Genomic DNA, 24,568 nt, shown 5'->3' on the forward strand with positions numbered 1-24,568 from the left:
ATTCTTTTTGTAAAGTCTATTTTGAATTGAAGCAATCCATCCGAAAACAGTCTTATTTTTCCCGCTTGTAGGGCATTTCCACCGTTGTGGTACTGTGGTCGGCGACGAGGTATTTTGACCGGCCGAGATAGAGGGGGAGGTTTACCTTTTCGAAGTCCGGGAGGCGGTCAGATCCGAATACATCTTCATCCCGGTGAAAACGGGTCATATCTCCCACAATCCAGTCATGGTCTCCATAGCGGTTAACATCACGTACACGGCATTCATACGCCACGTAGGCGTCGGTCAGTATCGGTGCATTTACTGTTTCGCCGGTTTTCCAGCCGATCCCGAGGCGTTCGAATTTGTCCCCGTCCGCTCCGGTTTCCTTACCGGCACCGTCGATATATCGAGCAAACTCGGCAGGTACAAAATTGATGGCAAAGCTGCCGGATTCCTTGATCAGGTGGTGGGTGAAACGCTCTTCGGCTACAGCTACTCCATATATCGGAGGATCGAAGGAAATATAGGAGTGCCAGCCGGCGGCCATAATATTCTGCGTGCTGCCGGAGCGGGCAGTAACGAGAGCAACGAGGCCCGGATAGCTGTGCATGACGGTCTTTTCCGTACTTGTAAGCATAGTCAAAACGTCCTTTCCAGATCGGTCTGACTCTATTATAAAAGCCGCGCTCCCGGGTTGGAAGCGCGGCGCTCTATCCATCGCAGCCAGTCATCAGTTGAAAACGTCGTAGTCAGCGGCATCTCCGGCTGTAAACGGCTCACTTACATCGAGGTGGCCAAGGAATTCTTCCGGAACTTCACCGTCAACCTGAAGCTGGGTTTTATCGTAGCCGAATTGGCTCATATGCATGGCAAGCTGTTCATAGAACATCAGCTCTCCTGACGAACCGAGGTTCAGTTCAAACACTTCGGATGAAAAAGAAACAAAGGCAGTATCGCCCTCAAAAGTTACAGACTGAACAGTCACGTCAGCTCCGTGAAACAGACCAGTAAGACCGCTGTGTTCCGGTCCGTTGATCCAGCCCTCCAGTACCTGTTTTGCTCCCTCTTCATTATGTGTAACCGTTTCGTCCGTGGAAACACGGTATGTCTCCATCAGCTGGTCGTCGCTGAAGTAGTAGTCCACACCTTCCAGAACAGCGGCTTCTTCACCTTCACTGCTGTCAGAGCCTTCGCCCTCACTGCTATCCTCTTCCTCTAAAGATTCTTCGGTTTCCTCTTCCTGGCCGTCTTCTTCGGCCTCCTCATCGTCAGAAACCTCTTCATCTTCGTCATTTTCTTCATCATCCAGTTCTTCATCACCGAGCTCTTCGTCATCCTGCTCTGTGTTCTCATCGCCTTCGGTCTGCTCTTCAGTAACATCCTCGTCTGCAGATGCCGGCGTATCTTCCCCGTTGTCTCCCTGGCCGCATGCAGACAGTACGAGTGCTGTGCTCAGTGTAACAAATAGCCATTTTGCTTTTTTCATAGTTGACCCCTTCTTTCGAAGAAAATTTTGTCTGCTTTCTCGTTAGACGGTTACAGAAGAAATAGGTTACAGGATTAGCAGGTTTTTCATCCAGAATGAGTCGAAAGGAGGGGGCGGGTGTCGAAAGGCCTGGGCGTATTTTAGGGATTAGCAATAAGGGAAAAAAGAAATACAGTAAAGGAGGGAGGAAGTAAAGCGTATACTTTTACATACTCACTTACCTGATGAAAGGAGAGGGCCCCATTGAGTCACAGACATTCTGAAATTTTTGCCCACAGAGGTTCGTCGGCAAGGTGTCCGGAAAATACTATGGCTGCCTTTTATGGTGCACAGGCAGATGGGGCAGATGGAATTGAGCTCGACGTCCAGCTCACTGGAGATGGACAGGTGGCTGTAATCCACGATCATGTACTTGACCGGACAACCACAGGCACGGGACTTGTCCGCAGCCATACAATGGATGAAATCCGGCAGTACTCGGCCGGGTCCTGGTTTTCACCGGCTTTTTCAGAGGAGCGGGTGCCGTCTTTACTCGAGGTGCTTGAGTGGATCAGCTCCACACCACTCAAGCTGAATATTGAACTGAAGTGCCCTGCATGGGACCGGCAGGAGCTGGCGGAAGCCGTTGAACAGCTTGTGCGGAAATGCGGGGTTTCCAAAAAGGTGATCTATTCGAGCTTTGATCATCTGGCTCTTAAAGTGCTTGAGAGACTTTCGCCGGATACCGAACGGGCAGCACTTATCGGCGGTACTATAATTGACGCGGAAAAGTACGCCGTTCAAAACCATTTCAGCGGTCTTCACGTTTACTATCCGATGATTGATGAACAGACGGCAGAGGCCATCATCGGCAGGGGGCTTGCTCTCAGGCTGTATACAGTGAACGATCCCGACTGGCTGGCTTACTTCCTGAAACAGGGTGTTACAGCCGTGATGACGGATGATCCCCGTTCTGCAGTCGATATAAGAAAAGGAAAATAATCAGAGTAGGAACCTGCCTGGATGAGCTGAACCGGGCAGGTTTCTTTTACGTAAAGGGCAGAGCGGAAAATTCCTTGAGCACTACATTATTTCACAAAAAGTAACGCGTACAGCATCATCACTCTATGTTACGCTATTCCCCGGATGTCATCGTTTGATATAATAAACGGACAGATTATGAGGAAGGTGGACAAGCACGTGCGCGGACAGAATATTAAATTAGCCATACTCCTGCTGATTCTGGGCTTTATCGGCGGATCACTGTACTGGGTCTGGGTATTCCTTACCCAGTAAAAGCCTGCCTGTGTTTACTTTAAAAGCTGCCTGCATCACCAGGGCGGATGAAGAACTTAAAAGGTAACAGTAAATCTAAAAAAAGATGTAACTATTCAGGTCGGTTCTCGACAAATTTAAGTGACAGGGAGGGAAAACTGTGCGGGAGGAGTTCGAACGCCTGTATGAAACGTATCATCAGGCCCTGTTCCAGTACCTGTTTTATATGGTTAGAAACCGTGAAACAGCAGAAGAATTAGTGCAGGAAGTGTACATTAAAGTACTTCATTCATATAAAGGCTTTGAAGGGAAGAGCTCGGAGAAAACGTGGCTCTACTCGATTGCCAAGCATGTCGCTATCGACTGGATGCGAAGTCAGAACCGAAAGAAGCGAAAATGGCTCGGGAAACAGTATGAACTGTCGGAGCGGGCCTTTGAAATGAGGGATCCTTCTCCGCTTCCTGACGAGATTGTCGAGCAGAATGACGATGTTCAGCACGTGTACCGGATGATGGAAAAGTGTACTGAGGACCAGAAGCAGGTGCTGATTCTTCGCTATATCCAGTCCATGTCGATCCAGGAAACCGCTGCGGTTCTCGACTGGACCGAAAGCAAAGTAAAGACGACGCAGCACAGAGCGGTGAAAGCGCTTAAAAAACACCTTGAAACCGAAATTGCAGAAAAGGAGGGATGAGGATGACCAAAAAGTCACGATGGAATGACCGGGAAATTGAAGATACACTGCACGACCTCCCTCCCATAAAAGACAGGCAGTCAAAAGACGACCTTTTTGCGAAGATTGAAAAACGTGCCCAGGAAGAGCCGCCTCAGCTGAGAAGCGGAAAGAAACAGAAGCCCGCATGGCTGTTTCCGGTTATGGCAAGTGCTGCCGCTCTCTTTCTGCTCGTTCTTATTGTTCCGTCGCTGCTCACGGACCAGAATGACACACTGACACTTGATTCATCACAGGACAGCACTGCCGGAGACGGAACGGAGTCCGGTTCAGTTGAGCAGTTCGCTGAAAATAATGATGACTCTGCAGGAGAAGATGGCATCGGACATGATGGAGGCTCTGCTGGAGATTCAGACACTGCAGGAGACTCAGACACTGCAGGAGAGTCAGACACTGGGACCGGCAATGAAAACGGTGAAGAGAGCATTGAAATTGCCGGGACAGAAGAAGAGGAAGAAGAGACATCTGAGGAAGCCGATGATCCGGCAGGAAATGGTGAATCGGAGGAAAACGGAAGCGACGAAGAAATACGTACAGCAGAGCTTGAAGTTCCCGAAGCGGATGAAGAGATGGTTTCCGTGCCGGTACCATACGTGTACACAACAGACGAGGAAGAGTTTGTTGTAGCGCTGAAGCACGAAACCATGGATCCCGAAGAGGGACTTGATGAACTCCTTCTGGAGAGACTTACTGCTTCCGATGAAGAAAACAGACTCTTCCTTCCGGGCCTCACCGATATCGCTCTTTCAGAAGAGGGGACGGTTCAGCTGACGTTTGAAGAGGCGGAGGAAGAGCGCTATCTTGCCCTTTCATCAACCGAGTCCATCTACTACCGGCAGGGTCTGGACGAAGTTTTCGCTTCACTCGGATATGACCGTGTGGAAGTCAAGGGTGAAGAGGAAGACGGATTTGCATTTGGACAGTACGGAGCAGAATGGAACATCCGTGAAGAAGCGGTTCGAAACGGCTATCTTCTCTTTGAAACAGGAGAAGAAACACTGTTTGTCCACGCTTCTCAGGTACAGACTGAACAGCCCGGAGCAGAAAACTTTGAAGCCGTTCTTGAATGGATGCAGGCATACGAAAGCGAAAGCAGCTCCTTCCGCTCCCCATTCCCAGGTGACCGGATGGAAAACGAAGAGCCGCTGATTGAGGAAGTTGACCTTCATGATGAGGGCGCCACAGTCAGTTTCGCAGATAGCCTGACGTTTGAGGAAGTGAATGCGGAGCAGTACAGAATGCTTCGTGCCATCCTTTTTACAGCGGCAGACTTCGACCTTGATTTTGTCCTGTTTGAAGGTGACGGTGCAGAAGAGGTTTCACGTGACGGAGATACTCACCCCGTGGCGATCGGCAAACCACTTCGACCGGAAACAATGTATAACGGAATGGAATAGATAAGAATTTTTCAGGCCCCGGTAATGAAGCTCCGGGGTCTTTTTCTGAAGCGCTGACAGGTGAGGATGACGAATGGAGCGGAATTTCTCTTTTGCTGTATATTCCTGCTATACTGAATAGCAGTTGACGAACGAAACGGAATTTCCTTCCTGCATTCGGGAAATTATCCGGAATCCTTTGTTATGCGACAGCCTTTCCGGCATACAGTCGAAGGGTGTTTCCCGGGAAATGATGATGTCGATAGGGTGTGAATAAACGTGAGTCTGAAAAACGACACAGATAGAGCAGGTTCTGAAAAAATATCGTTCCGCGTGTTCTGGGAAATGGTGAAGAGTACAAAGCCGCCGAAATGGATCGTTTTCGCGGCGGTGATTCTGAGCCTGATCGAGACCGGGGTGGGCCTTGTGATTCCCCTTTTTACCCAGAGCGTAGTGGATCAGCTGGCGGAAGCAGCACTCGAGCCGGGATTGATTGTCCTCTTTATCAGCCTGTTTGTTCTCCAGGCCGTTGCGACAGGCTTCTCGATTTACCTCCTTACCTATGTGGGGGAACATGTCGTAAGAGAGCTTCGCCTTAAGCTGTGGAGAAGGGTGCTCCGCCTGCCGGTATCCTACTACGATTCGAACCGGACAGGGGAGACGATCAGCAGAATTACAAACGATACGAATATTGTCAAAGGCCTGATTACACGACATCTCGTGACAGCGGTGACCGGTGTAATTTCCATCGTCGGGGCTGTAGCGATTCTGCTCGTTCTGGACTGGCAGATGACCCTTGTTATGCTGGCAGTCGTCCCAGTGATGCTGTTTATTATCATCCCCCTCGGCAGGAAAATGTACAGAGTGTCGAAGTCGATTCAGAAGGAGATGGCGAATTTTACAACGGTCCTTACTCAGGTTCTCTCGGAAATCAGACTTGTAAAGGCGTACAGTGCCGAGGAGAGGGAAACAGCTTCGGGACATGAGCGTGTGAGCGGCCTGTTCCGTTTCGGTCTGAAAGAGGCCCGGGTATTTGCCGTTCTTAATCCTCTGATTACACTCGCCATGATGGGGGTTCTCGTATTTATTATCGGTTACGGTGGTGTCCGCGTAGCGGCAGGCGCTATAACTGCGGGCCAGCTGGTCGCTTTTATTCTTTATCTGTTCATGATCATCATTCCGGTAAGCCGTTTTGCCTCGTTCTTTGCAGAGGTGCAGAAAGCAATGGGGGCTACAGAGCGGATCAGCGCGCTGTACAATATGAAGGAAGAGGAATACGAACGTGAGCGGAAGCCCAGCAGCGGCGACCTTACAGCTGAGCATATCGCCTTCCAATATGGCAGTGGAGATCCGGTGCTGCGGGACGTAAGTTTCACTGTTCCCCGTAATCGGGTGACTGCCATTGTCGGCCCGAGTGGAAGCGGAAAGACGACGCTGTTTTCCCTTGTTGAACGGTTTTATGAACCGTCGGAAGGGGCGTTTTATCTTGGCGGTGTGCCTGTCCGGGAAATTCATCTGAAGGACTGGCGGCAGCAGATCGGCTACGTGTCCCAGGAAAGTCCTCTTATGGCAGGGAGTATCCGGGAGAATATGACGTACGGTGTGAACAGGGAAGTGACAGACCCGGAGCTTGAGCATGCCGGTCGTCTCGCAAACGTTCATGATTTTGTATCGGAGCTCCCGGACAGTTACGAAACCGAAGTAGGGGAGCGGGGAATCAAACTGAGCGGCGGTCAGCGCCAGCGGGTTGCGATTGCCCGTGCGATTCTCAGGAACCCGTCCCTGCTTATGCTCGATGAAGCCACATCCAGCCTCGACAGTGAATCGGAGCGGAAAATTCAGGAAGCACTCGACAATGTAATGGAGGGGCGGACGACGATCGTCATTGCCCACCGGCTGTCCACGGTGCTCGGAGCCGATCAGATTATCGTCATGGAAAAAGGCAGAATTACAGGGACCGGCACGCACGCCGAACTTCTGGAATCCAATCCTCTGTACCGGCGCCTTGCTTCTCAGCAGTTTGCAGCAGGTAATGGAGATGAGGGTTAGAGCGCAGCGTGGGTTTGGAGGAGAAGAAGTGTAGAGGTTGAGGGGGCTGAGGGGCTGAAAAGGCATTAAGTCCGTTAAAGTTTTGATTAAGCCCGCCAAAAGGGAAACTAAGTCCTCAAAGCTGTAGGTAAAATCGCTGTTGCTGCTTGAGGCGGATAAACGTCCAAATATAAAGGCTGGGACATAAGTAAAGTGTTTAGATTAGTATCCGGACAAAAAGCTGACAAGCGGCGAATATTTCAGGAGCAATTAACCTGCATCACATATGGATCGTTCGGATTTTGAACCGTAAAAACACTTCTGTCCCAGCCTCACTGCACCTATTGGTGTTTGTTTATCTCATACTTCTTCAGCCGATACTGCAGACTCTGGCGGCTGATACCCAGTTCTTTAGCTGCCTGGGTAACGTTATGTTCGCACTGTTCCAGGATTTCTTCTATATAGGCGCGCTCTGCCTCTTCCATAAATGACTGGAGCGTTCTGTTTGTTTTTTTCTCCCCCTGTCCCGCTCCGGGTGCAGGAGCCGAAGGGGTGAAGGAGTAGGTGGCGTATAGAGGGAACTTGTGCCGGACATGAGGGGGCAGGTGGGAAAAATCGATTTCCTCGTCGTAGGAAATCATGTTCATCGCACCTTCAATCATGTGCTCAAGTTCCCTGACGTTCCCCGGCCAGTCGTATTCGGCAAACAGCTCCATCACTCCCTGTGATACACCGGGTACAGCAAGCTGAAAGCGGTGATTGTACTTTGCCGTAAAGTGCTCCACAAGACGGGGGAGGTCATCTTTTCGCTTCCGGAGAGGCGGAATGACAATGGAAACTACGCTCAGACGGTAGTAAAGGTCTTCCCGCAGGTGGTTGTTATTCATGGAAACGAGAGGATCCTCGTTTACTGTTGCAAGAATCCGGACATCAACCGGGCGGTCTTTCGTATCGCCGATCCGCCGTATCGTTTTCTCCTGTATCGCCCGCAGCAGTTTCGCCTGGAGCGGTGCACTGAGTGAATTGATCTCATCGAGCATAAGTGTGCCGCCGTCAGCCTGCTCAAACAGTCCCGGGTGCTCGGAGGCGCCCGTAAACGCACCTTTTACCGTACCGAAAAGGATGCTCTCGATAAGCGTATCGGGTAGCGCTGCGCAGTTCTGGCTGATAAACGGCTTGGATGAGCGCTCGCTTCCATTATGAATACTCTGGGCAAACAGTTCTTTTCCCGTCCCGGTTTCGCCGGTGATCAGAACAGATGAGGTGGTTCGTGTCGCCCGCTTTGCGTTTTCAATCACTTCAAGGAAGGGGAGGCTTTTGCCGATGATCTGGTCGAACGTAAATTTTGCATCGGGTTTTTCACGGGCGTTCTCCCGTGTGAGCCGCTCCAGACGGGTAATGTCCTTCGCAATTTCCACAGCACCGATGATTTCGCCCCCGTCACTCCGAAGAGGAAATGTATCATTAATCGTCGTAATCTCCTGGCCCTTGTAATTAAAGTAAGTCTGTTTGGCGTTCTTCCGCACATCCCCGTTGCGAAGAGCAAGCATGAGTCGGCTTTCCTCCTCGTCTGCGAACATAAAAATGTCCATAATCCGCCTGTGCAGTACGTCAACTTTGTCCATATCCTCGATTTCACTCATCTTCCGGTTATAAACAATCGAAATGCCTTCGTGATCTACAATATGTATGCCTGCATCCACCGCATCGAGAAGCTGGTGATAAATGTGATCGAGCTTTGGTAACATCCGTTCTTTGGCTGCCATAGTTTTCCCCCGTCCGTTCAGACTTCTGTCTTTTATTTTACCTTTCCCTCTTTTGGAGGCGCAAACACATTTTGCGCAAAATATGCAAAATATTTTGTCAGTGCCATGTGATTTTGCACTTTCGAAGACTGAACACTCAGTCATGTAAGGGTTTTCGGATTGGCACGAATCTTGCAACTATAGATAAGCGTAACCGAAAAGGTTTGAATCTTTTTTAAAAGGAGTGGATTGATCCATGGTAGTACCTTACACACACGAACCATTCACGGATTTCACAGTTGAGGAAAACCGCAAAGAAATGGAAGCAGCGCTGAAATTTGTCGGCGGTGAACTCGGCAAGGAATATCCGTTAATTATTGGCGGCGAGCGCGTCATGACTGATGACAAGTTCGTTTCCGAAAACCCGGCCAACCATAAAGAGGTTGTTGGTTACGTTTCAAAAGCAACTCGTGAACATGCTGAAAAAGCACACAAGATTGCAGACGAAACTTTTGAAACATGGAAAAAGTGGAAAGTGGAGTCCCGTGCCAATGTTCTGTTTCGTGCAGCGGCTATGATTCGCCGACGTAAGCATGAATTCTCAGCTTACCTTGTGTATGAAGCCGGGAAGCCATGGAAGGAAGCAGATGCTGATACAGCAGAAGCGATTGACTTCCTTGAGTACTATGCACGCCAGATTCTTCGCCTGAAGGACGGCATGCCAATCAACTCCCGTGATATTGAAGACAACCAGTTCAGATATATCCCGCTCGGTGTCGGTGTCACAATCTCCCCATGGAACTTCGCATTTGCGATCATGGCAGGAACGGTTGTCGGCCCGATGGTGGCAGGTAACACCATCCTTCTCAAGCCGGCAAGTACGACTCCGGTAATTGCATATAAATTTATGGAAGTACTCGAAGAAGCGGGCATGCCTGCAGGGGTAGTGAACTACATTCCTGGAAGCGGCTCCGAAATCGGTGACTTCCTCGTTGACAACCCGCGCACGCGCTTTGTGAACTTCACAGGCTCCCGTGACGTTGGTGTCCGCATTTACGAGCGCGCAGCAAAAGTACAGGAAGGCCAGAAGTGGCTTAAGCGCGTAATCGCCGAGATGGGCGGAAAAGACACAATCGTTGTGGACAAGGAAGCAGACCTTGAGCTTGCTGCCGAATCCATCGTTATGTCGGCGTTCGGCTTCTCAGGACAGAAGTGTTCTGCATGTTCCCGCGCGGTTATTCATGAAGATGTTTACGACGAAGTGCTTGAGCGTTCTGTTGAAAAAACAAAAGAGCTTACTGTTGGCGCAACGTTCAACGATAACTCCAACTTCATGGGTCCTGTAAACGATAAGGCGGCCTTTGACAAAGTGATGAAGTACGTTGAAATCGGAAAAGAAGAAGGACGCCTCATGACAGGCGGCGAAGGCGATGCATCTGAAGGATACTTCGTTCAGCCGACAATCGTTGCGGATGTAGATCCAAAAGCACGCCTGATGCAGGAGGAAATCTTCGGACCGGTTGTAGCGTTCACAAAAGCAAAAGACTTCGATCATGCTCTTGAAATCGCAAACAACACCGACTACGGTCTTACAGGTGCTGTGATTTCCAACAACCGTGCCCGTCTTGAGCAGGCGCGTGAGGACTTCCATGTAGGAAACCTTTACTTCAACCGCGGCTGTACAGCTGCAATCGTAGGTTACCAGCCGTTTGGCGGATTCAACATGTCCGGTACCGACTCAAAAGCAGGCGGACCTGACTATCTGCTTCACTTCCTGCAGCCGAAAACCGTAACAGACCAGTTTTAATAAGAGTTTACGGTGATTTGTTTCGCTGCAGGCGGACGCTTTCCGCGGGCAAGGCCTCAGCCTCCTCGGGAAAAGCGCCCTGCGGGGTCTTCGGCTCTTGCTTTTCCCGCCGGAGTCGCCGCCTTCCGCTCCATATTTTAAGGATGGAATCTTCTTATAATTACTATTGCAGCGAAATGACTGAAGTCAATCTTAATCGCTTTTAAAGCAGCAGTAATAGTTCAGCCGAATTGAGAGAAAGAGAAGCAAAAGCATAACGGTGCGGCGGACGTGGTGTCCGGCTTGTCCGCAGTGCAGCGATCTGAACCTCAATCGGCGTGCAGATCAATACAGAAAGGCCGGGGTGTCCAGACACGCAGTATATCTGGGGCACCCCCCTTTTGGGCTAAAGAGACCTTTAAAAGGAGGCAGTTAAATGGCAAAAACAGAGGAAATTATCGGCCTGACGGAAAAATACGGTGCAAAAAACTATCATCCGCTTCCGATCGTCATTTCCAAAGCGGAAGGCGTCTGGGTGGAAGATCCTGAAGGCAACCGCTATATCGACATGCTCAGCGCCTACTCGGCACTGAACCAGGGGCACAGGCATCCGAAAATCATTCAGGCCCTGAAGGATCAGGCCGATATGATTACGCTAACCTCCCGTGCCTTTCACAACGATCAGCTTGGCCGATTTTATGAAAAAGTAACGTCGCTTACAAAAAAGAATATGATTCTTCCAATGAATACAGGCGCAGAGGCAGTTGAAACGGCTGTTAAAGCCGTACGCCGCTGGGCATACCGCGTGAAGGGCGTGGAATCGGACAAAGCCGAGATCATCGTCTGTGAGGAAAACTTCCACGGACGCACGATGACTGCAGTATCCCTCTCGTCAAACGATGAGTACAAGTCCGATTTCGGGCCCATGCTTCCTGGTATTAAAGTGATCCCCTACGGTGATGCCCAGGCCCTGAAAGAAGCGATTACACCGAACACAGCCGCCTTTATTTTCGAACCTATTCAGGGAGAAGCGGGAATCAATATTCCTCCGGAAGGCTTCCTGAAAGAGGCGTTTGACATCTGTAAGGAAAATAACGTTCTTTACGTAGCCGACGAAATCCAGGCAGGCCTTGCCCGTACCGGAAAAATGTTCGCCTGCGACTGGGAGAACGTTGAACCTGATATGTACATTCTCGGTAAAGCTCTCGGCGGAGGCGTGATGCCGATCAGTGTTGTGGCGGCCAACGACGATGTACTTGGAGTCTTCGAACCGGGTTCCCATGGCTCCACTTTCGGCGGAAATCCGCTTGCCAGTGCTGTTTCAGTAGCCTCTCTTGAAGTGATCGAAGAGGAAAACCTGGTGGAACGCTCCCTGAAGCTTGGAAACTACTTCATGGGAGAACTGAAAAAGATTGATAATCCGAAAATCAAAGAAGTGCGCGGAAAAGGACTTTTTATCGGAGTGGAACTGACTGAACCTGCCCGTTCCTACTGTGAGGAACTGAAGGAACTTGGTCTTCTCTGTAAGGAAACTCACGAAAATGTGATCCGCTTTGCCCCGCCGCTTGTGATTTCGGAAGAAGATCTGGAGTGGGCTCTTGAGCGTATCCGCAAAGTCCTTTCCGCATCGTAAAAAGGAGCACCAGGTAATGTATAAAGGCCCGGGCGGACTAAAGTCCGCCGGGCTGTAATATAAGGTTAAGTAAGCGCTTACAGATTACTTCGCTTAGTTGTTTGAATTTTAGTGAAATAGTGAAAAGAAAGAGTAGACGGTCTGAATAATACCGTTATTCAGAATCAATCTGCTGCAGGAATGCGAGCGTAAGGCGTAGACGCCGCTTTTCCAACAGGCAATTTCATCATCAAAGGCTTCTGCCGTGTTTCACCGGCGGGAAAGCCAATAAGATAATACAACGAGGCGCGCACAGCGTGCAGGGTAAGGAGGTTCAAGAATGGAAATGATCACAAGGAATTTCTTTCTGTTTCTGTCACAGAATCAGTTTATAAAGAACAGAGCAACGAAATGGGGCCCAAAACTTGGTGCCAAGCAGGTGATTGCCGGGGAATCGATCCGAGAGGCGATGGAAACGGCGGCCAAACTGAACGAGGACGGGCTGGTGTGCACTGTCGATCATCTTGGTGAATTTGTCTACAACCGTGAAGAGGCGATCGAATCGGCTGACTACTGTATTCGTACACTTGAAGCGATGGACGAAACAGGAGTCAACTGCAACCTGTCCCTGAAGCTCACACAGCTGGGTCTGGATGTGGACTACAATCTTTGCCGTGATAACATGGTCCGTATTCTGGAAACAGCGAAGAAATTCAACAACTTTGTCCGGATTGATATGGAGGATTACTCACATCTTCAGCCGACACTCGACCTTCTGGCAGATCTCCGGGAACAGTATGATAACGTGGGAACAGCCATTCAGGCCTACCTTTTCCGTGCCGAGAAAGATGTGCGCAGCTTAAAAGGTGTGAACCTCCGTCTCATTAAAGGGGCATACAAGGAAAGTCCGACGGTTGCCCACCAGCGGACCGAGGATATCGACAATAACTATATGAATATCATAAAAACGCACCTGCTTAACGGCAGTTATGCAGCGGTGGCTACACACGATCATAATATTATTGCCGAGGTTAAAAAGTTTGCCGAGGAGAATAATATACCGAGAGACCAGTTTGAATTCCAGATGCTGTACGGTTTCCGTTCAGAGCTGCAGAAGGAAATCGCTGCTGAAGGATATAAAATGCGCGTCTATATCCCGTTTGGTGAAGACTGGTACGGGTACTTTATGCGCCGCCTTGCCGAGCGCCCTCAGAACGTGACTTTTGCCCTGAGAGGATTTTTCTCCAAGTAGACATTAACGGAGATAAATCTCCACAATCAAGAAGTAAACCGGTGTATCCGGTTGCATACAGGCGGATCGCGCACGCTCGGAAAGGTCAGCATGTAATTGAGCGTTGCGATCCGTCTTTATCCTGATTAATCCCGTTTGCGTGAAGGTATGAACTTTCGTAATACTATAGAAGGCGCAGGAAAAGCGATCGTCCGAAAGGCGGATAGATCGTTTTTTTCGGGATAGAACATGTACAGAAATGACATCAAAAGGTGAGGTGCAGTCTCAAATGAATAATAAACGTATATCGATTATCGGCGTGCCGATGGACCTTGGCCAGCGACGAAGAGGCGTGGATATGGGACCGAGTGCGATCCGCTATGCCGGTGTTGTGGAACGTCTTGAAAAAATCGGATATGAAGTACACGACCGCGGGGATATTGAAATCGGCCGTCCGGATAAATTTGACGTGGTTGAAGAGGGGAATCTGAAGGATCTAAACGAAGTGGTAAAAGCGAATCAGGCCCTGGCCGATACAATTACAAAATCTTTTGGCGACGGTGAGTTCCCGCTTATTCTCGGCGGCGACCACAGTATCGCGATCGGCACTCTTGCAGGTGTTTCCAACAAGTCGGACAACCTCGGCGTGATCTGGTACGACGCACACGGCGATCTCAATACGGGAGAAACGTCTCCGTCCGGGAATATTCACGGGATGCCGCTTGCCGTAAGCCTCGGCATCGGTCACCCTTCACTCACTGAAATCGGCAGCTACGCACCGAAGATTAAACCGGAGAACCTCGTTCTTGTCGGTGCCCGTTCACTGGATGAGGGTGAGCGTGAGCTGATTCGCGAAAAAGGCATTAAAGTCTTTACCATGCACGAGATCGACCGTATGGGAATGACAAAAGTCATGGAGGAAGCGATCGAACATGTCTCCAAAAATACTGATGGTGTTCATTTGAGCCTGGATCTGGATGCCCTTGATCCTCATGATGCCCCGGGTGTCGGTACTCCGGTCATCGGCGGGACAAGCTACCGCGAAACGCATCTGGCTATGGAAATGCTGGCTGAACGCAACATCGTAACCAGTGCCGAGTTTGTGGAAGTAAACCCGATTCTTGACGATAAAAACCAGACAGCTGAAGCCGCAGTCGGTCTGATCGGCTCCCTGTTCGGCGAGAAACTTCTATAATAATACAGCGGTTATCACAGGCGGCCGGTATCTCCTTTCTGGAGGTGCCGGCCGCTTTTTGTGATCTCCAGACTATAAATCCTTTCGCCGGATCGGCATGCTCATACACCTTGGGCCGCCTCGTCCCCGGGACAGCTCAGAGCTCGGGATTTCGATCACTTCAATACCCGCCTCCCGGAGGCATTCGTTTGAAATGTAGTTACGGTCATAGGTGACAACGACTCCGGGTGCAATTGCGAGAGTATTCGAGCCGTCGTTCCACTGCTCCCGTGCAGCTGCGATTTCATCCCCTCCGCCGCACTGAATGAGCCCAACTTCGGATAGGTTGAGTACTTCCTTTAGTGTGTCCACGATATGGGTCCGCTCCTCGATTTCCACGCTGCCTTTTTCCATGCCGGGGCGGATCACATAAATGCGCATTTCCCCGCCGGGTCCGTGAATGGCAGGGTGGATGGTGAACTGCTCTTTGTCCACCATTGTAAATACGGTGTCCAGGTGCATGAACGCTCTGGATTTCGGAATCTCAACTGCGACGACCCGGGTAAAGGAGGGATTCCCGGCAAACAGGTTCCGGGCCATTTCCTCAATCGCCTGAGGGGTCGTCCGTGCACTGACGCCAACTGCCACCGTTTCCTCGTTCAGGATGAGCTGATCTCCCCCTTCAAGTGCATAACGGGACGTGCGGTCAAACCATCTCGGAATCTCGTTTTCTGCAAATGCAGGATGGTAGCGGACAATATAATCCATAAACACCGATTCCCGTCTCCGGGCAGGCTCGGACATTGCGTTAATGGAGATGCCGTTTCCGATTACACAGGAAGGATCGCGGGTGAAATAGAGGTTAGGCATCGGATCAAGGTAAAACGGCTGATGATCGTCCATCAGCTCGTACAGATTTGTTTTGCGTTCCTGACTGATCTCGGATTTCCGCACCCCGCCCATCACTTTTGCCACAAGCCCATCAGTGGAAAAAGAGCGGAGGTACTCTTTCAGGGTCTGACGTGAACAATGGAGATCCGACTGGCTCTCTGTAATAATCTGGTCGAGGAACTGCTCCCGGATCGTCGCGTCTTCAAGAGTTTCCGCCAGCAGTTTTTCAAGATAGAGAACTTCCGTGCCCCGTTCACGAAGGCGTTTCGTAAACTCATCGTGCTCCCGCTGAATGGCAGGGAGGTAGGGGATGTCATCAAACAGGAGACGTTTTAGTGTATCTGGTGTTAAATTCTCAACTTCATATCCCGGGCGCTTTACTATGACACTATCCAGCTGCCCGATTTCTGACTGGATCCAAAACGGACTTTGATCTGACAAGAGATCTTCCTCCTTTTATTCTTCTGATTCTACTTTTATGTAGCAGGTAAAGAAAAATTTCTTTATTTCCAATACCCGCCATTTTAAAAAGCAAACCACGACTAACCGGAATTTTCCATCACAAAAATCGCCCCGGCCAGCACACTGGCACGGAGCGATACTTATGCTGTATTTATTTTTCGGCCTGCACGTACCGCTTGTCTTTCATAAACAGGCGCCAGAACACAACAAACGCAGGGACGAGAATTGCCAGGCCGGCCCCGTAGCCTGCAAGCAGCCAGCGGAACATGGCCGGATCGGTGAATGCGTCCTGAATTGTAAGATCCGGATAAAGAATGTAGGGCATGTGGGAGAAGCCGTACCCGAAGCTTGCCAGGCCGAACTGAATCACAATCATTATGACGGCAAGCCGGGCCCGCCCGGGATTTTCACGTCCCGATTTCATAAACAGCGCTCCATAGCCGATCAGAAACGCCGCCAGGGAAAGAGCGAACAGGTACCAGACGCTTGCCATGTTATCCACCATCCAGCCGGCTTCCGGCAGAAGAGTGAAGGTGGCGGCAACGGCAAACAGCAGGGTAACAGGGCCGAGCCAGAGAGCGTTGCGCCGGTAGACTAGGTACGTCTGCTCGGATTTTGCCTCCCGGGAGTAATCTGCCAGTAAAAGGGCGGAAAGAAACAGCTCGGTGCTCAGGCCGAATCCGACGTGTGTATAGAGAGTCGGGCTCGTAAAGATCCGGTCAAAAAGCAGATAATCCCGTGTCCCTTCCCCCATACTGACAAAACCGCCGATGGCAATCGGCAGTGTCGCCACCAGGAGGGCAGGGATGAACAGGCCGGTCGTTCCTGAAATGATTGTCAGCATCCGGCTGTATTTTTTCGACGAGAAGGCGTAGATCATAAACGTCCCCCGGATGGTGAGCAGGATCAGCACAAGGCTGAACGGAAGAATCATGAGTGTGCCCAGGTAAGACGCAGCGCCCGGAAAAAAGCCTACCAGCGCTATTACAAGAAGAACGAGAAATACATTGGTTACCTCCCACGACGGGGAAAGGTAGCGGTTGGCAATCACTGAAGCCTCTGTATTATCTTTCCGCGTGTAGTACATAGCCCAGAAGCCGGCACCGAAATCGATGGAGCCGGCAATAGCATAAACGAAGAGAAACACCCAGATTATCGTGATGGCAATATACGGTTCTGTCATGTCAGGCGCGCCTCCTAAACGTCAGCTTTCTTCAGATCATTGGCAACCGGATTGCGCCCAAAGTAAAACTTCAGCACAAGGGCGGTAAGGACGAGCAGGGTGGCGTACAGCGTGACGAACAGGAAGAAGAGAAAGCCGAGATTTCCTGATTCGGTTGCTGCCTCAGCTGTGAGCTGAACACCGTAAATCGTCCAAGGCTGCCGGCCCGTACAGCTGAATATCCATCCGGTTTCTATTCCGATCATAGCGAGGGGGCCGCCTGCCACGAGAGGAACCAACGCCCACTTCGGAAACTCCTTCCGTGGCCAGACAAAGCGCCAGAACAGCGCTGCAAAGGACAGGCCGAGCAGTGTGAAGCCGATACCCACCATCACGTTAAACAGCGTATGGACAAAGAGCGGCGGCCACTCCTCCCTCGGGAAATCATTGAGCCCCTGGACAACCCCGTCTGTGGATCCGGAGGCGAGCCAGCTGAGCATGCCCGGGATTTCAATTCCCCCGACTACTTCTCCGCGCTCCGGATCCGGAATCCCGAAAATGGCCAGGGGCGCATTATCCTGCGTTTCAAAGAGGCCTTCCGCGGCAGCGAGTTTCACCGGGAGATACTCGTACAGCATTTTTGCCGTATCGTGGCCGTTCACAGAGGTGTAGAGGCTCATGGCCGCACCGACGATAAGCGCCAGGGTGAGGCCTTTTTTATGGTAGGAACGCTCGTTTTCGGAACGGTTCTTTTTAAGAAGCATAAAAGCAGCAACAGATCCGATCACAAATGCACCGGCCATATAAGCGGTGCTCACTACGTGCAGTACCGTCACTCCGACACTCGGATTAAAAACCGCGTCCCAGGGGCTGACGTTGGTAATGGTCCCATCAACGACGTCAAAACCGGCCGGTGTGTTCATCCACGCGTGGGCATCGGTAATAAGAACCGCACTGGCAGTAGCCCCCATCGCAACGAGACCGACGCTGATAATCCGCATCGTGTTCGTAAGCCGGTCTGCTGCATACACGTAAATGGACATAAAGACTGCTTCAAGAAAAAATGCGAAGATTTCAATCTGGAACGGCAGGGCAATAACCCGGCCCACGATTTCCATATAGCCCGGCCAGAGGAGGGAGAGCATCACCCCGACAATGGTGCCGGACGGAATAGCAACACCGAGAAGAATGGCAAACCCCTTTGTCCATCGTTTGGCCATGACACCGTAATGATCGTCTTTTTTTATGGCACGGATGATTTCCGCAATAAAAATCATTAGCGTAATTCCCACACCGAGTGTGGCAAAAATAATGTGGAATGCCATGGAGGACCCGAACAGCATTCGTGCTAACAGTACTTCATCCATCGTTCACCGCTCCTCTGTAAGTTCAGTCCTGCTGATTGCTTTTCTTATCGTGCGAAGATCGGTGGAAAGTATGCATGATTTTTCCATGACTGAGTGGAGGAGGAATAAAAACAGCGAATGACACGGAGAGAGTGGAAATAAACTATAAGCGGAGGGAGTCTGCAGAGAGCGTTTTCATTTTTTCCTCCAGTGGATGATTTCTGCATTGACCTGAAAAAATGGGCTGTGCTATAATTCAGACATATAATGAAAATCATTCTCAACTAACTTATAACGATTCTAAATAAGCCCCCGATGCGGCTTGTGGCAACACAGGCTGTTTTTGAGCGGGCAGATGACGCTTGTATACATGACTGTGTTTGCAACTGAACGAACTGGGGGTTAAATGTATGAGTTTCATTCAGTTAAAAAATGTTACAAAGTTTTTCTCCAAAACGCTTAAACCGGCAGTCGACTCACTCGACCTGTCTATTAATAAAGGTGAAATCATTACCCTGCTCGGACCAAGCGGCTGTGGTAAAACAACCACGCTCCGGATGATAGCGGGTTTTGAACAGCCGTCGACAGGTGAAATTTCCATCGACGATCAGCAGGTGTTCAATGACCGTCATTCCCTTCCGCCCGAAAAGCGGGGAATCGGAATGGTGTTTCAGGACTACGCCCTGTTTCCTCATATGAGTATCATTAAGAATGTGATGTTCGGACTGAATAAATGGGGAATGCGCGAGAAGAAAAAGCGTGCGAAGGAAGTACTGGAGCTCGTTGGCCTGGAGGAATATGCGACGCGCTATCCCACCGAGCTTTCAGGCGGCCAGCAGCAGCGTGTGGCTCTTGCCAGGGCTCTTGCGCCGAAGCCTCACGTGGTGCTCATGGATGAGCCGTTTAGTAACCTCGATGCCGGTCTCCGTGAGAAAATGCGGTTCGATGTAACGAACATTCTCCGCAAAGCCAATACGACGGCCATCATTGTGACACACGACCAGAAGGATGCGTTCGCCGTCTCCGACCGGGTTGTTGTCATGAACGAAGGTGTCATACAGCAGATTGCAGCGCCGAAGGAAATGTACCGCTGCCCGAAAAACTGCTTCGTTGCCCAGTTCGTCGGAAAGACGAACCTTCTGGACGGGACTATGGACAACGACCAGCGCAGTATTCATACGCATATCGGGAAAGTCGACCTGCCTGAGCAGTGGAAGGAGCGGCTTGAAAACGTGAAGCTGTCCATCCGTCCCGAAGGCTGCCGTCTCGCTAAAGAAGGCCAGTACTGCGGCAAGGTGGAGAGGGTAACTTACGGCGGTGAGTACCAGGAGCTGTATGTACGTCTGCACTCCGATCATATGCTTTCAAAAGAACCAATGATTATATATGCCCCGATCGAGCAGGACGTGGAAGTAGGCTCCATCGTTTCGTTCGATATCACACCTGAACTGGTGGCGCTGGTGGAATAGAACCCCCTGCAGACACAGCACCTGATCTTCTTTTTGGGAGATCGGGTGTTTTTTATTGGAGGTGTGGAATCGTATTATAACTCCGGAAAAAGGGGGAGAAGTGATGCGATAAGCGGCGAATCGTATTATAACTCCAGGGAAAGCGGGGGAAGTGATGCGATAAGCGGCGAATCGTATTATAACTCAGGAAAAATCGGGGGAAGAGATACGATAAGCGGCGAATCGTATTATAACTCCGGAAAAAGCGGGGGAAGAGATACGATAAGCGGCGAATCGTATTATAACTCAGGAAAAATCGTGGGAAGTGATGCGATAAGCGGCGAAACGTATTATAACTCAGAATGAATCGGAATAAATAATACGATTATCCCTCCCGCACACGATCCGAGCACGTAACTGTAACGATTACTTAATTATAATTATTATAAATAAACACTTCTATGTCAAATAATATGAAAACAGTAAACCCCTCCGCGCCTGCCCGGTGCGGAGGGGTTTAAAAGTAGTGTCTATAAAAACTGCGACGCGAGACCGATTGCCACCAGCACAGCTAAAGCGGTGATTACGATGACGCGCAGTCGTTTTTTGTTCCTCGCTTTTTTCTGCCAGCGCTGGGGGTCAAACCCGAACTCACCGTCATCCAGCGGCCTTCGCCGCGGTGCGGCAAACATGCTGAACTGCCTGGCGTTGTAAAGAATGGCCGGACCGATAGCGGCGCCGGCAATCAGGCCGAATATATGGGCCCAGATGTTAATGTTTCGTGGACTCACAAACGTCATGATCAGACCGATGATCAGAATAGTCATGACCACCTGCTGGTTCCCGGCATCAATCAGATCCTTTCTGTAAAGGACCATATAAAGATAGATACCAAAGAGGCCGAAGATCGCGCCGGAGGCCCCGAGATGAAAAGCGAATCCGATGCCCCCCATGACGAGCGTGCCTACATTGGCGAGAATTCCCGTCAGCAGGTAGGCGGTAATGAATCGGGTTCTCCCGAGCATCTGCTCAAGTGCGGGACCAAACAGAAAGAGGGAAAACGAGTTGAACAGCATATGCATCGGATCGACGTGCATAAACACCGGTGTCAGCAGACGCCAGTATTCCCCCAGGTAGACGTGGGCGTTTGATCCGATTCCGTACATATAAATGAGATTACCCCCGAGACCCGGGAGCAGATTCATCCATAAAAAAAGAACGATATGAATACCGATAATTATGGTTACAACCGGGTACAGACGTGTAAACGACTGAAAACTTTCATGCCGGATAAACATACATGGCAGACTCCTTTAACGTTGAAATGAGTTTCTTCTATAGTAGCATATGACCGTGCGGGACGTCCCTATGAATGCCGTCGGCTTCGGAAACAGAGGGCAGCCGTGATAAACTGGACAAAATAAGGAAAAAGGAGAACACCGCGATGATCAGAGGAATTGGACTGGATATTGTGGATACAGACCGCATCAGGACGCTCTACGGCAGAAAGCCGGCTTTTGCCCGGCGGATATTAACCGCGGGGGAACTGGACCGGTTTGAAACCCTGAGCCCGGGACGCAGGACGGAATATCTGGCCGGACGCTTTGCCGCCAAAGAAGCACTTGCCAAAGCACTGGGCTGTGGAATCGGAAAAGAGCTGTCGTTTCAGGATGCGGCAATTTTATCCGACGAAAGGGGAAAACCGTCTGTCATTTTTACAAGCCGTGAGAAGCCCAAAAACGGTATTTTTCACGTCAGCATTACCCATACAAAGACTGCCGCTGCAGCCCAGGTGATCTGGGAAACCGAGTAAAAAGTACATGCACAGCTCGTCATGGCCAGTCTGCATATTGTTCAGGACAGCCTCATATAGTGTTAGTGCGGATGGGAGGGACCGAAGAATGTACGTGGTAACAGGCGAACGCATGCGCCAAATCGACCGCTATACCATGGATCAGATCGGAATCAGCGAAACCACCCTGATGGAAAGTGCCGGCACTGCCGCGTTCCGTCAGATCAAATCAATCGTAAAACCCGAAAGCAGAACCGCAGTCCTCATTGGAGCCGGAAACAACGGCGGAGACGGATTCGTCATCACGAGGCATCTGAAGGAAAGAGGTGCGGCTGTTGACGTCTGGATCATACCCCCTCTGGAAAAAATCCAGGGTACCGCACGCGTCCATATGGATATTTACACCAGTTCGGGCCACAGCTGTCTTTCTTTTTCGGACGATCCTGACGAGCTGTTCAGAGCTCTTCCAGGGTACACCTGCATCATCGATGCGATGCTTGGAACCGGAGTGGAGGGTCCGCTCAGAGAGCCGTACGACCGGATCGTAAAAGAGGTGAACGGATCCCGTGCCGAAGTGATCGCCATTGATATTCCGAGCGGGCTGCCTGCAGAGGAAAACGGATCGTTTGATGATGCTGTGAAAGCAGACAGAACGGTTGTTCTTCAGGCCCCGAAGGAAACTGCCTTTCTTTATCCGTATGCAGATTACTACGGCGAATGGACAGTGGCAGACATCGGGATTCCGGACAAAGCCTTCAGGGCATGCGGTGCAGACTGCCGGATGCGCATGAGGGAAGAGGTGCGCACGTCGGTGCCGGAAAGAAAAGCGGACGGCCATAAGGGAACTTACGGAAAAGGCCTGATCATCGGCGGGTCAGAACAGATGCCGGGTGCAGTCAGTCTCACTACACGAGCAGCGCTCAGAACAGGTACCGGCCTCTTAACGGCGGCCCTGCCTGAAGACATTCTTCACATTGTGACTGGGACTGCAGCCGAAGCAACCTGTCTGCCTTTAAGATCAGACGAAGGAGAGATCACCTCCGGATCGCTGGCAGGCCTTGACCTGAGCCCTTACGACGGAATCGCCCTCGGACCGGGAATGGGAAGAAGACACCCTTACAGTCTGTCCCGTCTTTTTGACGGATTTGGCGGACTTGTGGTCATTGATGCAGACGGCCTTTACCATCTCGCCAGGGAGCTTGGCGACTGGCGTCAAAAGCGGAAGGCCTCTGTCATTATTACTCCCCACCCGGGAGAGATGGCGATGCTGACGGGAAAAACGATTGAAGAGGTGGAGAAAAACCGGTTCACTCTTTCAAGGGAATTTGCGACCGAATACGGGATGACGGTTGTGCTGAAGGGAGCGTACACGATTGTGAGCGATCCTGACGGCCGGCAGTGGGTTAACCCCACAGGCAATCCCGCCCTTGCGAAAGGGGGAAGCGGCGATACGCTGACCGGTATGATACTGGCAGCAGCCCTGCAGAGTAACGATCCAATTGAGGGCGTTTTAAACGCCGTTTACGTGCACGGACTGGCAGCCGATCAGCTGATCCTGGAGCGGCACGAAGCATCGGTGACGGCATCCGACGTCATCGAACAGTTTCCATTTGCGCTGGCTTCTCTTAAAAAGCAGTTGTATTAGAGCTCAGCTGACTGCTCCCGAACCGCCGCGGAATGGGAGCGAAATGAGCGGAAAGCAGCAGACTGTAACATAGAATAGAGAGCCGGCACGTGCCCGCCTGTTACCCTTAACTCGAATCCCTCCTTTGTCGTCGAAATGACACAGAGGAGCTGAGTACATGAAAAAGATCGTTTCACTTCTTATGCTGGCTGCATTCGCAATGGTGCTGTCTGCCTGCGGGGAAAAGAGTCAGGAAGACGTTATTGAAGCGCTCGACAAAAGTCTCGATGGTCTGACCGGATACAAAGCGAATGCGTCCATGACACTGCAGACAGGAAAAGAGCCGCAGACGTACGAGGTTGAAGTGTGGTATCAGCAGCCTGCATTTTACCGTGTGGCCCTGAGCAATGCGGAAAGCGACCAGAGCCAGATCATTCTGAGAAACGATGAAGGTGTGTTTGTTCTCACCCCTGCTCTGAACAAGAGTTTCCGATTCCAGAGCGACTGGCCGGAAAACAACAGTCAGGTGTACCTGTATGAATCACTTGTAAATGATATTCTAATGGACCCTGAGCGCACATTTACAGCGACAGATGACCATTACGTGTTTCAGACAAACACCAACTATACGAACAAAAACCTGAACCAGCAGGAGATTATGCTCGATAAAAAGTCACTCACGCCGTCTTCGGTGAGAATTATGGATGTGGATCTCGAAACGCTCGTGGAAGTGAATTTCAGTGATTTTGAGCTGAACACGGCTTTCGAGGAAGGTGACTTTGACATGGACCGCAACATGACGGCAGCACAGCTTACTGGAGATGTGCCGGTTATGGGCGGTGACGCTGAGGACATCGTAGAAGGTCTTCTGGGTGAAGAAGACGAAGCTGACGCCGACGCAGAAACTGACGGCCAGACAGAAGGAACAGAGGAAGTGGACGGAGCGGATGTTTCCGAGGATGCTGACGACGTGTCCGGAGAGGAAGCGGCCGGAGGAGTAACCGAAGAAGAAGCACCGGAAGCGGGCGACGACTCTTTCACTGTCTTCTTCCCGATGTACGCTCCTCAGGGAACAGCTTTTGCTGAATCCCGAGAGCTGGAAACAGACAACGGCAAGCGCGTGATTCTCTCCTACGAGGGAGACCAGCCGTTTACCCTGGTGCAGCAGCAGAGCCGGGCTGTGACGGCTTCCACCCCGGTTCACATCTCTGACGGCTCTCCGGTTGAGCTCGGTTTTACGGTGGGGGCCATCTCAAGAGAAGGTGACACAACTACCGTTTCCTGGTCCTATCAGGGAACCGACTTCTTCCTCGCTTCCAAGCACCTGAGCGATGAAGAGATGATGAGTGTGGCAAGAAGTGTGTACGGAACAGAGGAGAAATAAAATAGTGAGTCCCGGGGCTGAGGTTCCGGGGCTTTTTCAGGTTTGGCAGCCG

General features: G+C 50.9%; 20 protein-coding genes. 13 read left to right on the forward strand and 7 right to left on the reverse strand.

What is annotated here, in order from left to right:
- Positions 1-52: 52 nt before the first annotated feature.
- Together FGB90_RS18530 and FGB90_RS18535 are read right to left on the reverse strand one after the other, a co-directional pair.
- A complete protein-coding gene (locus FGB90_RS18530; protein WP_138812346.1) occupies positions 53-619 on the reverse strand; it encodes a flavin reductase family protein in 567 nt (188 codons plus the stop codon).
- A 93-nt stretch (positions 620-712) separates the two neighbouring features.
- Complete coding sequence (locus FGB90_RS18535; RefSeq protein WP_138812347.1) at positions 713-1,468, reverse strand: GerMN domain-containing protein; 756 nt, start codon at positions 1,466-1,468, stop codon at positions 713-715.
- Between the two features lie 243 nt (positions 1,469-1,711).
- On the opposite strand from FGB90_RS18535, the gene FGB90_RS18540 reads away from it, so the two are divergent.
- From FGB90_RS18540 to FGB90_RS18555, 4 genes are all read left to right on the forward strand, one after another.
- On the forward strand, positions 1,712-2,449 hold the full coding sequence (locus FGB90_RS18540) for a glycerophosphodiester phosphodiesterase family protein (protein ID WP_138812348.1): 738 nt from the start codon (positions 1,712-1,714) through the stop codon (positions 2,447-2,449).
- 433 nt (positions 2,450-2,882) lie between these two features.
- Positions 2,883-3,416, forward strand: a complete 534-nt coding sequence (gene sigX / locus FGB90_RS18545; RefSeq protein WP_138812349.1) for an RNA polymerase sigma factor SigX — start codon at positions 2,883-2,885, stop codon at positions 3,414-3,416.
- A 2-nt stretch (positions 3,417-3,418) separates the two neighbouring features.
- Positions 3,419-4,852 (forward strand): hypothetical protein, encoded by a 1,434-nt coding sequence (locus FGB90_RS18550; RefSeq protein ID WP_138812350.1) that lies wholly within the window; start codon positions 3,419-3,421, stop codon positions 4,850-4,852.
- 324 nt (positions 4,853-5,176) lie between these two features.
- Positions 5,177-6,880 (forward strand): ABC transporter ATP-binding protein, encoded by a 1,704-nt coding sequence (locus FGB90_RS18555; RefSeq protein ID WP_138812389.1) that lies wholly within the window; start codon positions 5,177-5,179, stop codon positions 6,878-6,880.
- 320 nt (positions 6,881-7,200) lie between these two features.
- Here FGB90_RS18555 and FGB90_RS18560 read toward each other — a convergent pair whose 3' ends face one another.
- The gene (locus FGB90_RS18560; RefSeq protein ID WP_246056262.1) at positions 7,201-8,625 is read right to left on the reverse strand and encodes a sigma-54 interaction domain-containing protein; all 1,425 of its coding nucleotides are present in this window, start codon (positions 8,623-8,625) and stop codon (positions 7,201-7,203) included.
- A 235-nt stretch (positions 8,626-8,860) separates the two neighbouring features.
- Between FGB90_RS18560 and pruA the strand changes: the two genes are divergently transcribed.
- The 4 genes from pruA to rocF all read left to right on the forward strand — a co-directional run bounded on the left by pruA (position 8,861) and on the right by rocF (position 14,428).
- Positions 8,861-10,411, forward strand: coding sequence for an L-glutamate gamma-semialdehyde dehydrogenase (gene pruA / locus FGB90_RS18565; protein ID WP_138812351.1), 1,551 nt, complete (start codon positions 8,861-8,863; stop codon positions 10,409-10,411).
- Positions 10,412-10,826: 415 nt separating this feature from the next.
- The gene (locus tag FGB90_RS18570; RefSeq protein WP_138812352.1) at positions 10,827-12,023 is read left to right on the forward strand and encodes an ornithine--oxo-acid transaminase; all 1,197 of its coding nucleotides are present in this window, start codon (positions 10,827-10,829) and stop codon (positions 12,021-12,023) included.
- 319 nt (positions 12,024-12,342) lie between these two features.
- Positions 12,343-13,254 carry a proline dehydrogenase family protein gene (locus tag FGB90_RS18575; RefSeq protein ID WP_138812353.1) on the forward strand — a complete coding sequence of 304 codons (912 nt, stop codon included), beginning with the start codon at positions 12,343-12,345 and terminating at the stop codon, positions 13,252-13,254.
- 268 nt (positions 13,255-13,522) lie between these two features.
- On the forward strand, positions 13,523-14,428 hold the full coding sequence (gene rocF / locus FGB90_RS18580) for an arginase (protein ID WP_138812354.1): 906 nt from the start codon (positions 13,523-13,525) through the stop codon (positions 14,426-14,428).
- A 72-nt stretch (positions 14,429-14,500) separates the two neighbouring features.
- Here rocF and arcA read toward each other — a convergent pair whose 3' ends face one another.
- The 3 genes from arcA to FGB90_RS18595 form a co-directional block, all read right to left on the reverse strand.
- Entirely contained in the window at positions 14,501-15,739 is a 1,239-nt protein-coding gene (gene arcA, locus FGB90_RS18585) for an arginine deiminase (RefSeq protein WP_138812355.1), read from the reverse strand.
- 172 nt (positions 15,740-15,911) lie between these two features.
- Complete coding sequence (locus FGB90_RS18590; protein WP_138812356.1) at positions 15,912-16,943, reverse strand: cytochrome d ubiquinol oxidase subunit II; 1,032 nt, start codon at positions 16,941-16,943, stop codon at positions 15,912-15,914.
- A 14-nt stretch (positions 16,944-16,957) separates the two neighbouring features.
- The gene (locus FGB90_RS18595) at positions 16,958-18,289 is read right to left on the reverse strand and encodes a cytochrome ubiquinol oxidase subunit I (RefSeq protein WP_138812357.1); all 1,332 of its coding nucleotides are present in this window, start codon (positions 18,287-18,289) and stop codon (positions 16,958-16,960) included.
- A gap of 389 nt (positions 18,290-18,678) precedes the next feature.
- Here FGB90_RS18595 and FGB90_RS18600 point away from each other — a divergent pair, with 389 nt between their 5' ends.
- Positions 18,679-19,737: an ABC transporter ATP-binding protein gene (locus FGB90_RS18600; RefSeq protein ID WP_138812358.1), complete on the forward strand. Its 1,059-nt coding sequence runs from the start codon at positions 18,679-18,681 to the stop codon at positions 19,735-19,737.
- 45 nt (positions 19,738-19,782) lie between these two features.
- On the forward strand, positions 19,783-20,082 hold the full coding sequence (locus FGB90_RS18605) for a hypothetical protein (protein ID WP_138812359.1): 300 nt from the start codon (positions 19,783-19,785) through the stop codon (positions 20,080-20,082).
- A 164-nt stretch (positions 20,083-20,246) separates the two neighbouring features.
- Here FGB90_RS18605 and FGB90_RS18610 read toward each other — a convergent pair whose 3' ends face one another.
- Complete coding sequence (locus FGB90_RS18610; protein WP_138812360.1) at positions 20,247-21,014, reverse strand: rhomboid family intramembrane serine protease; 768 nt, start codon at positions 21,012-21,014, stop codon at positions 20,247-20,249.
- Positions 21,015-21,160: 146 nt separating this feature from the next.
- Here FGB90_RS18610 and acpS point away from each other — a divergent pair, with 146 nt between their 5' ends.
- The 3 genes from acpS (at position 21,161) to FGB90_RS19860 (ending at position 24,516) form a co-directional block, all read left to right on the forward strand.
- Positions 21,161-21,529: a holo-ACP synthase gene (gene acpS, locus FGB90_RS18615; RefSeq protein ID WP_138812361.1), complete on the forward strand. Its 369-nt coding sequence runs from the start codon at positions 21,161-21,163 to the stop codon at positions 21,527-21,529.
- Positions 21,530-21,617: 88 nt separating this feature from the next.
- Entirely contained in the window at positions 21,618-23,153 is a 1,536-nt protein-coding gene (locus tag FGB90_RS18620; protein ID WP_171051913.1) for an NAD(P)H-hydrate dehydratase, read from the forward strand.
- 157 nt (positions 23,154-23,310) lie between these two features.
- Positions 23,311-24,516, forward strand: coding sequence for a LolA family protein (locus FGB90_RS19860; protein WP_210237262.1), 1,206 nt, complete (start codon positions 23,311-23,313; stop codon positions 24,514-24,516).
- The last annotated feature ends 52 nt before the right edge of the window (positions 24,517-24,568 follow it).

The sequence above is a fragment of the Alteribacter natronophilus genome (assembly GCF_006007885.1).
In the GTDB taxonomy this organism is placed as follows: domain Bacteria; phylum Bacillota; class Bacilli; order Bacillales; family Salisediminibacteriaceae; genus Alteribacter; species Alteribacter natronophilus.